This window comes from Citrobacter sp. JUb117, assembly GCF_024809055.1.
Lineage (GTDB): Bacteria > Pseudomonadota > Gammaproteobacteria > Enterobacterales > Enterobacteriaceae > Citrobacter > Citrobacter gillenii.
Map to the genome: position 1 here is coordinate 126,304 of NZ_JANUFB010000009.1, position 11,737 is coordinate 138,040.

Here is an 11,737-nt window from a genome sequence, read left to right on the forward strand (position 1 = left end):
CACGCACACGGATGTGCGTTGCCACTTGTCGGTATGCCCCGACTTGCTTTTCTTGCCCCGCCAGTCCCGGGGCTTTTTTTATTTCTACGGCAATGCCCGCGCCGCGGCAATCACGCCCTGCCCCAGCGACAATCCTCCATCCCCAGCCGGTAAACGCTGCGGGAACAGTAACGTAAAGTCATGCAGATAAAACGCCAGACGGGCTGACAGCAAACGGTTATGCATCACGCCCCCGCTAAATACCAGCGTCGTAATACCGCGTAACTGTGCCTGTTGGCGCATCAGCGTGGCAAACCCACGCGCCAGCGCATCGTGGAAAGCCCAGGCGCGTTCAGGGGGAGTCGCCTGCCAGTTCAGCCACTGCTGCCAGAAAACCGCCAAATCCAACTGGTTGTTGTTAAGTGGTATGGTGACCGGGTGTTCAACGCCTGCACATTGTGACGCTAACGCCTCCAGCGCACAGGCGGCCTCACCTTCATAGCTCAGGGATTGCGGTGCGCACTGCAGTGCGGCGGCAACGGCATCAAACAAGCGTCCACACGATGATGCCAACGGCGCGTTGATCCCACGCTCGATGGCACGAGCCAGTACGCTCCAGTTTTGCTGCTGCACAAACGCTGTTTCCGGATAACGCTGCCAGTCAGGCACAAAGCGCAGACACTGCGCCAGCAGATTGCGCCACGGCTGTTTTGCCGCCAGATCGCCCCCCACCAGCGCCACCGCGGGCAAGCCACCCAGGTATTCGCATTCGCGATAATTCACCCGCAGGCACTCGCCGCCCCACAGCGCACCGTTTTCGCCCATGCCGATACCGTCCAGCGTCAGGGCAATAACATCGCCACCGTTCAATGGCCAGCCGTGCTCAGCCAGGCAGGCCGCAGCATGCGCATGATGGTGCAGCACCGTTTCAATTGGCAACGTCATCTCACGGGCCCACTGGCTGGAAACGTAGCCAGGATGTGCGTCACAGACAATACGCTGCGGGGTAAAATCATAAATGTTCTGGATCAGATGCAGCGCATCGCGCCACTGATGCTGAATGCCGTCATCGCTCAGATCGCCCAGATGCTGACTAATCACCGCCTGTTCCCCCCGGATCAGACAGAACGTATTTTTCAGATCAGCGCCTAAGCACAGCATCGGCGGCACGTCGCGAAAACCTGGCGGCAGCGCCACGGCATCTGGCACGTAGCCTCGGGAGCGACGCAACATCTCCCCGCTTTCTCGCACCACGGAGTCATCCATGCGCTGCACAATCTCGCGGTTATGCAGCAAAAAGCCGTCGGCAATGTCGTGCAAATCGTCCAGCGCCTGCGCATTAGTAATGGCTGGCGGCCTGCCGCTAAGGTTGCCGGAGGTCATCACCAGCGGCCCCTTCATCTCCTGCAACAGCAAATGCTGTAACGGGTTGGCAGGCAGCATGACGCCGACCTCGGTAAGTCCTGGCGCAATCCCTTCGCACAGTGAAACCACATACTGTTTATTGACCAACACGATGGGGGCAGCGGGCGTAGTCAGCAAACGCCGTGCCGCTTCTGGCAGTCCGTCATCCCCCGGCAGCATTACCGCCAGCGGTTTAGCCGGGCGATGTTTACGCCGACGGAGTAGCGCCACAGCAGCGTCGTTGCGCGCATCACAGACCAGATGAAATCCGCCAATGCCTTTAACCGCCACAATGCCACCTGCTTTCAACCGCGTAACCGCCGCCTGTAGCGCCGGTTCTTTTTCCGCTCGCTCGTCTGCGCTTATCCACGCCAGATGCGGGCCACACGCCGGGCAGGCGACAGGCTGGGCATGAAAACGACGATCATACGGATCGCGATATTCAGCATCGCATTGTGGGCACAACGGGAATGAAGCCATGACGGTAAACGGACGGTCATACGGCATTGCGCGAATAATGGTGAAGCGCGGGCCGCAGTGGGTACAGTTGATAAAAGGGTAACGATAACGGCGTTCACCGGGGGTGTTCATTTCAGCAAGACATTCAGGGCAGGTTGCAGCGTCCGGTACGATCTGCGTATTCATCGTTCCGCCAGCGCTTTGGCGGATGGAGAAATCTGCAGGTCGTTGTTGCCAGACAAACGGCGCACTCTCGACGCTATCAATCCGCGCCAGCGGCGGGCAGTGCTGATGCAGTTCGGCAATAAATTGCGCTGCGTCTTCGAGCAAACGCACCACCACCCCGTCGCCGTCGTTACAGACGTCGCCATGCAGCTGTAGCCGCTGCGCCAGTTGCCAGACAAAGGGTCGGAACCCAACGCCCTGTACCTTACCGCGAATGCGCAGCTCTACACCGGAGTGGTTGCTTAGTATCATGTTGAATTCCCGCGATCGTGTATCCCTGAAATATCCCTTTGCCGGATGGCGGCTTCGCCTTATCCGGCCTACGTGTTATTGCCCTGTAGGCCTGATAAGCGTAGCGCTATTAGCGCAGGTATTTTACGCGGATTTTGGACAATCAGAACAGCAAAGATGCGGTGGAGTCCAGTGCCGCACGACGGCGTTTTTCCGCGCTCAGCTGCTCCAGTTTATTGCGATCGACATAAATCAGCGCATGCGTCGGGCAGACTTCCATACAGGCAGGACCGGCTTCGCGATGGTGGCACAGGTCGCATTTGTTGGCTTCGGCTTTTTCAGCACGCACGTTCAGACCCGCGCCGCTGTTACGAATAACCGGACGGACAACCACTTCCATTGCGCCATAAGGACAAGCGACTACGCAGGTTTTACAGCCAATGCAGCGTTCCTGCATCACGTGGACAAAGCCTTTATCGCGGCTAATTGCACCGTTCGGGCAGACGTTGGCACACGGCGCATCTTCACACTGACGGCACAGCGTCGCGGTAGAGACGTTAACGCCTTTGATCACGTGAATGCGCGGTAAAAAGGTTTCAGGGGTCAGCGATGCGCAGTCCTGGTTATCCTGATGGGATACCACGCAGGCCACTTCACAGGTACGGCAACCAATGCATTTATTGGCGTCTGCAATGATGAAACGGTTCATCAAATTCTCCAGCAATGACAGATTATCTGCCTAAGCATTCATAAATCGTGCCAGAATTTAATGCACTGTTATTAAAGGTTTTTTATTTTACTCCGCTGCAAAAATGCCTGTCATCGTCACTAGTGACGATGACAAATGACAGCATCAGCGTGAAAGTGTCGGGGCAAGAGAGGCGCGAGGGATAAGCTCGCCGGTAAAGTTTTTCGCTGGCGTAAAGGCTCCGCCGTCCAACATAAAGATCAGGCGTCCTATGGTTTCCTGGACCATCTCCGTGACCGGGATTTTGACGCTGGCAAGTGCCGGAATGGTGTACGGCGCAAGGGCTATATCATCGAAACCAATCACCGACACCTGCGCGGGAACATTAATGCCCTGCTCGTCCAACTGCTTCATCGCGCCAATCGCCATATCATCATTGCTGGCCACCAGCGCGGTGAAATTCACCTTGCGTAAAAGTAAGGTTTTAACGCCTTCAGCGCCACAGGCTGGCGTCCATTTACCCTTCACAATCAAATCATTATTCAACGGAATGCCGTGCTGCGCCAGCGCGTCTTTATAACCGGAAAGTCGCTCCACGCCGGTGGGCGAATCCATTGAGCCACTGATAAAAGCAATCTCGGTATGCCCGGCGCGAATCAACTGCGTGACGGCATTAAAGCTGGTCTGTTTTTGATCGCACCAGACGCAGTGGCTGGTGTTTTTACGCAGGCGTCGGTTAAGCACCATAATGGGCTGGGCGTGTGCATCGATAATCTCATCGATGTCATCCACACTGAGAAAACGCGGATAGATCATGACAGCATCACAGCGCAGGTCGAGCAGATATTGAATCGCCTGACGCTCTTCCTCGGCACTATGTTTACCGTCGGCAAGCAGAAGCTGGCGTCCTTTATCCTCCGCCATACGCGCAGTGTGAAATAGCAACTCGCTAAAATAAACGCCGTGATACAGGGTGTTGGTCACTACCAGACCCAGCGTCTGCGTGCTCTTCGCCGCCAGGCTGCGCGCCAGCAAATTGGGACGATAGCCACTCTCTTCAATAGCCTGGAACACGCGGTCTTTGGTCTCCTGGCTGACGTAGCCGTTCCCCGAAAGCACCCGGGAAACCGTAGCTTTCGACACGCCAGCACGCTTCGCCACTTCCAACATCGTGGTCATCTTACTCATCCCTTTTCACGCAATGTGACGCAGTGTACTGCACCGTTTCACCGCTGTCCTTGCTGCTCAATCGCAGAACGCGTTATCTGGTGATCGTAGTCACAAATACAAAAAATGATCAAAATATAATCTTGTATAAATAGTATAAATTAAACATGATTTTGTGGAACCGGTTTCCTATCAATGTTTCATCATCACCAACATGAGACGAAAATAAACGGTAAGACATTACCTACCCTACTGATAAAACAGGATTAAATCCGATGTCTAAAAATTATGCAGCGCTGGCGCGCTCGGTTGTGACGGCTCTGGGCGGCGTCGAGAACATCACCGCAGTAACCCACTGCATGACCCGTTTACGTTTCGTTATCAAAGATGATTCGCAGGTCGACAGCGCCACGTTAAAAACGCTTAATGGCGTACTCGGCGTAGTGCGTAGCGACAATCAGTGCCAGGTGATTATTGGTAATACCGTGTCCCAGGCGTATCGCGAGGTCGTCAGCCTGCTGCCGGGCGATATGCAGCCCAGCGAACCCGCAGGCAAACCCAAACTGACGCTCAAGCGTATTGGGGCAGGGATCCTTGATGCGCTGATCGGCACTATGTCACCGCTGATCCCGGCGATTATCGGTGGATCGATGCTGAAACTGCTGGCAATGATCCTCGAAATGACCGGCGTGCTGCAAAAAGGCTCCTCGACGCTGACGATCCTGACAGTGATTGGCGACGGCGCATTCTTCTTCCTGCCGCTGATGGTCGCCGCCTCTGCCGCCATTAAATTCAAAACCAACATGTCGCTGGCTATTGCTATTGCGGGCGTACTGGTGCATCCGAGCTTTATTGATCTGATGGCTAAGGCCGCACAGGGCGAGCACGTTGAGTTCGCGCTGATCCCGGTCACGGCGGTGAAATACACCTACACGGTGATCCCGGCGCTGGTCATGACCTGGTGCCTGTCGTACATCGAACGGTGGGTGGATCGCATTACGCCAGCCGTAACCAAAAACTTCCTGAAACCAATGCTGATCGTGCTGATCGCCGCCCCGCTCGCCATCGTCTTAATTGGCCCGATTGGCATCTGGATCGGCAGCGCGATCTCCGCGTTGGTGTACACCATTCACGGTTATCTGGGCTGGCTGTCGGTGGCCATTATGGGCGCACTGTGGCCGCTTCTGGTGATGACCGGCATGCACCGCGTCTTTACCCCCACCATTATTCAAACCATTGCCGAAACCGGTAAAGAAGGCATGGTTATGCCGTCTGAAATTGGCGCCAACCTGTCGCTGGGTGGCTCTTCTTTAGCGGTCGCCTGGAAAACTAAAAACCCGGAACTGCGTCAGACAGCGTTAGCCGCGGCGGCCTCCGCCATTATGGCAGGGATTTCCGAGCCGGCGCTGTATGGCGTGGCGGTACGCCTGAAACGTCCGCTGATTGCCAGTCTTATCAGCGGCTTTATCTGCGGTGCCGTAGCCGGGATGGCCGGACTGGCAAGCCACTCGATGGCTGCACCAGGTCTGTTCACCAGCGTACAGTTTTTTGACCCGGCCAATCCGATGACCATTGTCTGGGTATTTGGCGTCATGGCGCTGGCGGTAGTGCTGTCGTTTGTCTTAACGCTGCTGCTCGGCTTTGAGGATATTCCCGTCGAAGATGCGGCCGCGCAGGCCAGAAAAAATCAGGCTTTGCAGCCGGGAAATATCAATGGCGCCAGCATCTGACGGATACTAACTGAGGTTTATTATGTCTGTTTTTCCGCAAGGATTTTTATGGGGCGGCGCACTGGCCGCCAACCAGTCTGAAGGGGCGTATCGGGAAGGCGGCAAAGGGCTGACTACCGTGGATATGATCCCCCACGGCGCACATCGAATGCCGGTTAAACTGGGTCAGGAAAAGCGCGTTCAACTGCGGGATGACGAGTTTTATCCCAGCCATGAAGCGATTGATTTTTATCATCGCTATAAAGACGATATCGCCCTGATGGCAGAAATGGGGTTCACGGTGTTTCGTACCTCAATTGCCTGGAGTCGGCTCTATCCGAACGGGGATGAACTGACGCCAAATCAGGAAGGCATTGATTTTTATCGCTCGGTGTTTGCCGAGTGCAAAAAGTACGGTATTGAGCCGTTGGTGACGTTGTGCCACTTTGATGTACCGATGCACCTGGTCACCGAGTATGGCTCCTGGCGTAACCGCAAAATGGTGGAGTTTTTCACCCGCTACGCCCGTACCTGCTTCGAGGCCTTTGATGGTCTGGTGAAATACTGGCTGACGTTCAATGAAATCAACATCCTGCTGCACAGCCCTTTTTCCGGCGCGGGACTGGTGTTTGAAGCGGGTGAAAATCAGGATCAGGTGAAATACCAGGCCGCGCACCACGAACTGATTGCCAGCGCACTGGCAACCAAAATCGCCCATGAAATCAATCCGCACAACCAGGTCGGGTGCATGCTGGCGGGTGGAAACTTTTACCCCTACTCGTGCAAACCTGAAGATGTGTGGACCGCGCTGGAAAAGGACCGTGAAAACCTGTTCTTTATTGATGTACAGGCGCGTGGTGCTTATCCCGCCTACTCAGCCCGCGTGTTTCGTGACAAGGGTGTAGTGATTGAGAAAGCCCCGGAAGATGACGACATCCTGAAAAATACCGTCGATTTTGTCTCCTTCAGCTATTACGCCTCGCGCTGCGCCTCGGCAGAAATGAACACCGGCAACACCAGCGCCGCCAACGTGGTGAAGTCGCTGCGCAATCCGTACATTGCAGCCAGCGAATGGGGCTGGGGCATTGACCCACTGGGTCTGCGCATCACCATAAACATGATGTATGACCGCTACCAGAAACCGCTGTTTCTGGTGGAGAACGGACTGGGGGCAAAAGATGAAATCGATGCCAACGGCGAGATCAACGATGACTATCGCATCCGCTATTTACGCGACCATATTCGCGCCATGGCAGACGCCATTGAAGACGGCGTGCCGCTGATGGGTTACACCACCTGGGGATGTATCGATCTGGTTTCCGCCTCCACCGGCGAGATGAGCAAACGCTACGGTTTTGTCTATGTCGACCGCGATGACGCAGGCAATGGCACGCTGACGCGGACTCGCAAGAAATCATTCTGGTGGTATAAAAAAGTGATCGCCAGCAACGGGGCTGATCTGGACTGATCGTCGGGCCGGATGGCGCTTGCTATCCGGCCCACATGATCACCCGCCACAAACATCCTCCCTTCCTTCCCGTTTCATTTTTTACATTCATTTTTCTGGATCGTCATTCCATTCTGCGGTTTGCTGTCGCGCATTATTACTGGCATTTTATTCAGTAGTTTTTACTTTTCACCGTTCGTAACAAGGAAACGTTCATGTCTACTGATAATGTTCAAACACCAATGATTATCGCCAAACCCGTGCGTCGTTTAAAAGTGGGTTACGTCAGAAGACGCTACGAAGATCGCCGTACCGGATTCACCCTGCGTATCAGTCGACACGCCTCATTAACGCTGAATGGCGACTGGCTGGAACAGGCGGGTTTTCCGACCGGCACAGAGGTGAATGTTTCGGTGATGCAGGGGAAATTAATTATTGAGCAGGCAACTGAATAACGGCTGGATATGTAAAGGCGGAACAGGCCGGATGCCGCGCGTGGCTGACATCCGGCGCTGGGAATGCTTACTCTTCTGGCGCTTCTAACTCAGCAAATCCGCCATGGCCTTCCCAACCGGCTAATCGCTGATACACGGTCTCGACCGCCTCTTTGATTGGCTGTGTCATCGGGTAATAAAAGCCGACAATATCCGGTTGAATGCCGAGGAAAATCACCTCGCCAACATCCTCTTTGAGCTGATCAACCAAATAGTTCAACGGCATATTATGGGTGGTCATCATGAACATCTCGGCAATATCATTGGGATCGATAATGCGGATCTCGCCGGGATTGAGGCCCATGTCAGTGGCATCAACAATCAGCAGACGTTCCGGGCGCAGTTCGCGGATCGCGACGACGTCATTTTCTGGCGCACTTCCGCCGTCGATGACCACCCAGTTGCCTTTAGGCTCAGCCGCGCACATTTCTGCCAGCAGCGGACCCGCACCGTCGTCACCCATCATGCTGTTGCCGACACACAATAAAACGTCAGTCACGGTGTCTCCTCACCATCAGATAGATGGCGCTTTCCTGGTGAATGTCATGCAGCATGCTGAGCACCAGCTTGCTCCATTCCTGCTGTTGCGGTGTCTGCACGGCGAGCGCGTCATCAAACGCGCGCGCCAGCATCTGCACATGGTTAAAATCGATGACGATTTCACCGTACTTCGGCACGCCTTCCATCTTACGGCGAGCTTCGCTTCCTTCGGCAAGCGTGGCAATCCACGCCAGATAGTCATCCCACGGGCAGGTTAACGCCGCTTCCAGGCAGTCGATTATGCCTAAGTGGTGACCAATCGCCAGGCTGTAATAGACAACCTGCTGCGCCTCGGCGGGCGTTGCATCGTTCTCATCAATAAACTTACGGCTCAGTTGACTGAACACCACCGTTTCACTCATCGGATACGCGCCTCTTCTACAACATGATTAAGATGCGTGACGATCTCGGTCAGACGCGGATCGTTTTCCGCTTCCAGCCAGCGCGCCACCTGTTGCTCACCCTGCCCCAACTGATTCATATAGTCATCGGCAATCTGACGACCATAGCGATAACCCGCCAGACGACGTGCTTCGCGATCGACCTTCACACGCAGCGGCTGAACCATATCCGGGTGCAAAATTTCCGCAGGCTGTGCGTCCAGTTCGCCTGGTGCACGTGCGTGAATTTTCTGCTCCAGCAGGCCAAGCGCCATCGCAAAGCCGTACAGCGTGGCGGCAGGCGTCGGTGGGCAACCGGGAATATACACATCCACGGGAACAATTTTGTCGGTGCCGCCCCATACGCAGTATAAGTCGTGGAAGATACCGCCGCTGTTGCCGCAGGCCCCATAGGAGATACAAATTTTCGGGTCCGGGGCAGACTGCCAGGCACGCAGTGCCGGAGAACGCATCGCGCGGGTTACCGCACCGGTGAACAGCAGAATATCCGCATGGCGCGGCGACGGAACCACTTTGATGCCAAAACGTTCGGCGTCAAACAGCGGGGACAAGGTGGCGAAGATTTCGATTTCGCAACCGTTGCAGCCACCACAGTCGACGCGGTAAACGTACGCTGAACGCTTGATGCTTTTCAGCAATGACGCTTTCATGCTGGCAATGGATTCATCCACGGTCATCGGGACCGGAATTCCGTTGGCATCACGTGGGCCTAATAAATTGCTCATCAGCTGGCCTCTTTCATATGGCGAGTCAGTTCAATACGGTCAGACGGCACCAGGCATTTCTGGCGCTTACAATCCGGGCAGGTCTCAAAGCCTTCACGGTGATTTTCCGCACGGGAATCACCGTTGTGCTTCAGTAACGCAATGGCGTAATCAATCTCTTTTTGCACCGCAAAAGGACGGTTACAGACGCGGCAATTACACAGCGCAAAACGAGACTGCTGCAGGAAATCTTCTTTCTTCCATACCGCCAGCTCATACTCCTGCGATAGCTTGATCGCCGCCGTCGGGCAGACTTCTTCACAGCGGCCACAGAAAATACAGCGACCGAGGTTGAACTGCCACGCCAGCTCATTGGTGACCAGATCTGTTTCTACTGTCAGCGCGTTAGATGGGCACGCATTGATACAGGCCGCACAGCCAATACACTGCTGCGGATTATGTTCCGGCTTACCGCGGAAGTTTTTATCAACCGCAATCGGCTCCAGCGGGTAAGACGACGTTGGTGCCCCGGTTTTGATGACTTTTTTGATAAAAGTAAACATGGCGATTCCTTATTTCAGCGGCGAGTTTTTACGCTCGATGCTGTAGCGCTCAAGTTCTTTGTACGGCACGACTTTGCTTTTCTTCTTACGTACATCGACCACGGTCATACGGTCAGTACAGGAGTAGCAAGGATCGAGGCTACCGATAATCAGCGGGGCATCGGAGACGGTGTTACCACGCAGCATGTAACGCAGCGTCGGCCAGTTGGCGTAGGTGGCCGCACGGCAGCGCCAGCGATACAGCTTCTGGTTATCGCCGGTCATGCTCCAGTGGATGTCATCGCCACGCGGTGCTTCGGCAAAGCCCAGCGCGAAGCGGTGCGGAATATAGGTAAAGCCTTCCACCGCCAGCGGGCCGCCCGGCAGGTTATCCAGACCAAAGTCGATCATGTTCAGCGCGGTATAGACTTCGTTGATACGCACTTTCAGACGGGAAATAACGTCGCAGCCCTGCTCGCTGTGCACTTCCATCGGCAGTAAACCGTAACCGACGAACGGGTGGTCCGCGCGGGTATCACGCGCGTGGCCGCTGGCACGCACCATTGGGCCGACGTTACTGAAGTCACGAGCAATTTCCGGGTCCAGACGACCAATGCCGACGGTGCGCTGTTCCATGTTCGGCGTACTGAGCAGCATGTCGACCAGATCCTGTACATCACGACGCATCTGCTGCGCCAGCTGACGGGTCTGGATCATGTCCTCTTTCAGCAGGTCACGACGGATGCCGCCGATCAGGTTCATGCCGTAGGTTTTACGCGCCCCGGTGAGGATCTCCGCCATTTTCATCGACGTTTCACGCACGCGGAAGAACTGCATAAAGCCGGAGTCAAAGCCGGTGAAGTGGCACGCCAGGCCAAGGTTCAGCAGGTGCGAGTGCAGACGTTCCACTTCCAGCAGAATGGCGCGGATCATCTGCGCGCGTTCCGGCACCACAATCCCCATCGCATTTTCCACGGAGGTGGTGTACGCCGTGCTGTGGGCAAAACCACAAATACCGCATACGCGATCCGACAGGAACGTCACTTCGTTATAACCCATACGGGTTTCCGCCAGTTTCTCCATGCCGCGGTGGACATAGAACAGGCGGTAGTCGGCGTCGATGATATTTTCGCCATCAACAAACAGGCGGAAGTGACCTGGTTCATCAGAGGTGACGTGCAGCGGGCCAATCGGCACCACGTTATTTTTCTTGTCACCCAGTTCGTTGATGAACTCGTAGGTTTCAGCATCGGTAGTCGGCGCCGGGCGCTGACGGTAATCCATGCTGTCTTTACGCAGCGGATAGAGTTCGTCCGGCCAGTCATCCGGCAGTACCAGACGGCGTTCGTCCGGTAACCCTACCGGGATCAAGCCGTACATGTCGCGCACTTCACGCTCGCCCCAAACGGCGGCCGGTACGCGCGGCGTCACGGACGGGAACTCCAGTTTATTGGCGTCGACTTCTACGCGAACGGTTATCCAGCACTTGGTGCCCTGCTCCATCGACATGACATAGTAGACGGCGTAATGACCGCACAGCTGACGTTCGTCGTTACCAAACAGCACCGACAACCAGCCGCCCTGTTTGTAGTAGAGAAATTCAACTACTTCCGGCAGATAGTTGACCTTCACGGTGATGGTCAGCTGATCTTTGGTCTGCCAGCCTTCATCCAGCACCACGCCCGGGAAGGCCTGGTGCAGAGCGGCGAGATAGTGTTGACCTACTTTTTCTTCAGACATGTTCAAA

The 11,737-nt window shown here is 55.3% G+C and carries 11 protein-coding genes; 3 read left to right on the plus strand and 8 right to left on the minus strand.

Features of this window, described 5'->3' with window-relative positions:
• Positions 1-84 precede the first annotated feature (84 nt).
• From hypF to M2374_RS19240, 3 genes are all read right to left on the minus strand, one after another.
• The gene (gene hypF, locus M2374_RS19230; protein ID WP_181688828.1) at positions 85-2,319 is read right to left on the minus strand and encodes a carbamoyltransferase HypF; all 2,235 of its coding nucleotides are present in this window, start codon (positions 2,317-2,319) and stop codon (positions 85-87) included.
• A gap of 142 nt (positions 2,320-2,461) precedes the next feature.
• The gene (hydN, locus tag M2374_RS19235) at positions 2,462-3,007 is read right to left on the minus strand and encodes an electron transport protein HydN (RefSeq protein ID WP_096759340.1); all 546 of its coding nucleotides are present in this window, start codon (positions 3,005-3,007) and stop codon (positions 2,462-2,464) included.
• 144 nt (positions 3,008-3,151) lie between these two features.
• Positions 3,152-4,165, minus strand: coding sequence for a LacI family DNA-binding transcriptional regulator (locus tag M2374_RS19240; protein ID WP_115257631.1), 1,014 nt, complete (start codon positions 4,163-4,165; stop codon positions 3,152-3,154).
• 263 nt (positions 4,166-4,428) lie between these two features.
• On the opposite strand from M2374_RS19240, the gene ascF reads away from it, so the two are divergent.
• From ascF to M2374_RS19255, 3 genes are all read left to right on the plus strand, one after another.
• On the plus strand, positions 4,429-5,883 hold the full coding sequence (gene ascF, locus M2374_RS19245; protein ID WP_181688827.1) for a PTS cellobiose/arbutin/salicin transporter subunit IIBC: 1,455 nt from the start codon (positions 4,429-4,431) through the stop codon (positions 5,881-5,883).
• 22 nt (positions 5,884-5,905) lie between these two features.
• Positions 5,906-7,330, plus strand: a complete 1,425-nt coding sequence (locus M2374_RS19250) for a 6-phospho-beta-glucosidase (RefSeq protein WP_117343182.1) — start codon at positions 5,906-5,908, stop codon at positions 7,328-7,330.
• 194 nt (positions 7,331-7,524) lie between these two features.
• Positions 7,525-7,764 (plus strand): SymE family type I addiction module toxin, encoded by a 240-nt coding sequence (locus M2374_RS19255; RefSeq protein WP_115257628.1) that lies wholly within the window; start codon positions 7,525-7,527, stop codon positions 7,762-7,764.
• Between the two features lie 67 nt (positions 7,765-7,831).
• Here the strand turns inward: M2374_RS19255 and hycI are convergent, their stop codons facing one another.
• Genes hycI through hycE form a run of 5 tightly spaced genes read right to left on the minus strand, consistent with a single transcriptional unit; the run spans position 7,832 to position 11,730 of the window.
• On the minus strand, positions 7,832-8,302 hold the full coding sequence (gene hycI, locus M2374_RS19260) for a hydrogenase maturation peptidase HycI (protein ID WP_259155697.1): 471 nt from the start codon (positions 8,300-8,302) through the stop codon (positions 7,832-7,834).
• A complete protein-coding gene (locus M2374_RS19265) occupies positions 8,295-8,705 on the minus strand; it encodes a formate hydrogenlyase maturation HycH family protein (RefSeq protein WP_135911522.1) in 411 nt (136 codons plus the stop codon). The genes hycI and M2374_RS19265 overlap by 8 nt, the downstream gene beginning before the upstream one ends.
• Positions 8,702-9,469, minus strand: coding sequence for a formate hydrogenlyase subunit HycG (gene hycG, locus M2374_RS19270; protein ID WP_115257625.1), 768 nt, complete (start codon positions 9,467-9,469; stop codon positions 8,702-8,704). Before hycG ends, M2374_RS19265 begins: the two co-directional genes overlap by 4 nt.
• Positions 9,469-10,011, minus strand: a complete 543-nt coding sequence (gene hycF, locus M2374_RS19275) for a formate hydrogenlyase subunit HycF (protein WP_115257624.1) — start codon at positions 10,009-10,011, stop codon at positions 9,469-9,471. Before hycF ends, hycG begins: the two co-directional genes overlap by 1 nt.
• A gap of 9 nt (positions 10,012-10,020) precedes the next feature.
• A complete protein-coding gene (gene hycE / locus M2374_RS19280; protein ID WP_096755965.1) occupies positions 10,021-11,730 on the minus strand; it encodes a formate hydrogenlyase subunit HycE in 1,710 nt (569 codons plus the stop codon).
• Positions 11,731-11,737: the final 7 nt, after the last annotated feature.

Coding starts and splice junctions, on each gene's coding strand:
- ascF (WP_181688827.1), top strand. CDS start 4,429: ATGTCTAAAAATTATGCAGCGCTGGCGCGCTCGGTTGTGACGGCTCTG.
- M2374_RS19265 (WP_135911522.1), bottom strand. CDS start 8,705: ATGAGTGAAACGGTGGTGTTCAGTCAACTGAGCCGTAAGTTTATTGAT.
- M2374_RS19240 (WP_115257631.1), bottom strand. CDS start 4,165: ATGACCACGATGTTGGAAGTGGCGAAGCGTGCTGGCGTGTCGAAAGCT.
- M2374_RS19255 (WP_115257628.1), top strand. CDS start 7,525: ATGTCTACTGATAATGTTCAAACACCAATGATTATCGCCAAACCCGTG.
- hycG (WP_115257625.1), bottom strand. CDS start 9,469: ATGAGCAATTTATTAGGCCCACGTGATGCCAACGGAATTCCGGTCCCG.
- hydN (WP_096759340.1), bottom strand. CDS start 3,007: ATGAACCGTTTCATCATTGCAGACGCCAATAAATGCATTGGTTGCCGT.
- hypF (WP_181688828.1), bottom strand. CDS start 2,319: ATGATACTAAGCAACCACTCCGGTGTAGAGCTGCGCATTCGCGGTAAG.
- hycF (WP_115257624.1), bottom strand. CDS start 10,011: ATGTTTACTTTTATCAAAAAAGTCATCAAAACCGGGGCACCAACGTCG.
- M2374_RS19250 (WP_117343182.1), top strand. CDS start 5,906: ATGTCTGTTTTTCCGCAAGGATTTTTATGGGGCGGCGCACTGGCCGCC.
- hycE (WP_096755965.1), bottom strand. CDS start 11,730: ATGTCTGAAGAAAAAGTAGGTCAACACTATCTCGCCGCTCTGCACCAG.